This window comes from Actinotignum sp. usb-actsch-rep-73 (genome assembly GCF_059082735.1).
Window position 1 is genome coordinate 1 of the sequence record NZ_JBHNPV010000059.1, and the last position, 2,248, is coordinate 2,248.

Consider the following 2,248-nt stretch of genomic DNA (forward strand, 5'->3'; position numbering starts at 1 on the left):
GCTGGATTCGGTTCAGTCGTAGAGGACGGATATACCGGCTGGGGCACGGTCAACGCTTTGATTCGGGCCCTGCAAATCGAGCTGGGTATTACGACAACGGCGAACAATTTCGGACCGGGAACTATCAGTCGCTTCCAGTCTCGGTGGCCTAACGGCATCCACCAGCAGGATGACGGTGCGCAGGAGACTTCTAATGTGTACGGCATTATCCAAGGTGCTTTGTGGTGTAAGGGATATTCTGCTGGTGCCAGCGATATCACTACGCATTTCTATAGCGGAACTGGAAAGGCCATCAAACAGCTTAAGAGCGACATGGGCATTGGTGGAGATTCCACTGTGACGCTCGACGTCATGAAAGCGCTGTTGTCAATGCAGCAATTCGTCCTGCTTCGCTCTTATGGGGGCATTTCAGCGATTCGGCAAGCACAGCAACAAATCAACCAACAGTATCGCGCTTATACCGGAATCATCCCAACCGATGGACTCTACGGTCGGGAAATGAACACTGCTCTGATTCAGGTCTTGCAAGCCATTGAAGGATTTAGCCCTGCGGAAGCCACAGGTAATTTCGGCAATGGCACCAAAGCGCGTCTAACAATAGTTACACCCAGCAATGCGGCAAGTTTACCGAAGTGGGCTTGGCTAGCTCAGGTTGCTCTAGTGTGTAACCGGATTTCTCCCGATATCTATCCTTCTGCACAAACCGCACTGTCAACGTTCGTTCCGCAATTCCAAGCAAAGTATCAGCTCCCACGAAGCGGGGTGGTCGACTCGACTACATGGATGAGCCTGTTGACCTCGAAAGGTGATCCGAATCGCGCCTGCAAAGCATGCGATACACGCTTCGAGATTACGGCTGAGCGACTCAACCTACTTAAGGCGAACGGCTATGAGATTGTGGGGCGTTACCTGACTGAGCCGAATCAGGATTCAAAAGATCCGTCTGACTATTTCAAAGCAATTCGCCCCGGAGAACTTGAACGCATCACCAACGGAGGAATGAAGTTCTTCCCGATTTTCCAGGAGTACTCAACCAAGCTTCGACATTTCACGCGGGAAAACGGCGCTCGGCACGCGACGCTCGCAAGGCAAGCAGCCCAAAGACTTGGCATTCCGGGAACGTATATCTATTTCGCAGTTGATTTCGACGCGACCGACCCCGAGGTCACAAGTCACATTCTTCCGTATTTCCAGGGTGTGCGTGGAAGCCTGGGAGGCGGATACAAAGTGGGTATTTACGCATCACGCAATATTTGTAGCCGCATCATTAAAGCCGGCTACGCTGGAAGCGCGTTCGTCTCGGACATGTCTACAGGATTTTCTGGCAACCTTGGCTTCCCTATTCCTGATAGTTGGAACTATGACCAGTTCACTGAAATCAGTGACTACAAGGGTGCTGGTTTTGACCTAGACAGGGTCGCCTATTCAGGACAAGCAGCGGCAGTTGATCATGTTGCTCCTTCGAGTGCCGGTGGCGCTGGGCCCGACACCAGCATTGACTACAACAAGTTGGCTCCGATTGATCTGATCTGGCATTTAGAGAAACGCTTCGAAGAACTTCGTGCCAGTGGCAAGGTTGGAAAAGACTACGTTGCGGGTTCTCATGGTGCGGGAACGTGGATTGCTGTTCCGACTTGGCGTTGCATCCTCAACTATTTAGCAAAAGCCTATCTGCGTGACGGTGGTAGTGGATCTGCGGTGAATTGGTCCGTGTCTGCCGAAAGTTTCAGGAGTGCTGACGCGAGCGTACTTGAGAAGGACGCTGTAGGCAAGAAGATCATCGCTGCCTTGAATCGCTATATTGATAACACGTGGCGGCAATCCATGACCGACAAGACCGGAGAATCGGTTGATCTGGCGCATCTGGCGGCAACAACACTTGGATACACCAACTGGAATGTTATCCCTGATGCGTGGACTGGCTGGGCCGGAGACCTAGCTACTGCCATGGAAAACATTCAGAAAACGCTTGAGTGGAATCCCAGTGCGAACCTGGATCAGGTGGCCACAGCTCTAATCGGTCAAGGTAACGATTACCGTCAGCATCCTGGCTTGAAGGGGCTAGTACTTGACAAGAAAAACGACAAGGGAAAATGGGAATCGGTAGGAAACAACTGTAACCGTGACGACCTCTGCTGTGACGGAGACGCCATCGTCATCGCTAACACGCTAGAAAACAGCAACGACTCCAACGCTCATCTTCTGTCAGCAACACTGCGAGAGTACTACAACAACTCCAGCAAACTAG

The 2,248-nt window shown here is 51.8% G+C and carries 1 protein-coding gene; it reads left to right on the top strand.

Features of this window, described 5'->3' with window-relative positions; translation table 11 throughout:
• On the top strand, nt 1-2,248 hold a 2,248-nt coding region (locus tag AC5RE1_RS04260; protein WP_493938400.1), incomplete at both ends, for a glycoside hydrolase domain-containing protein.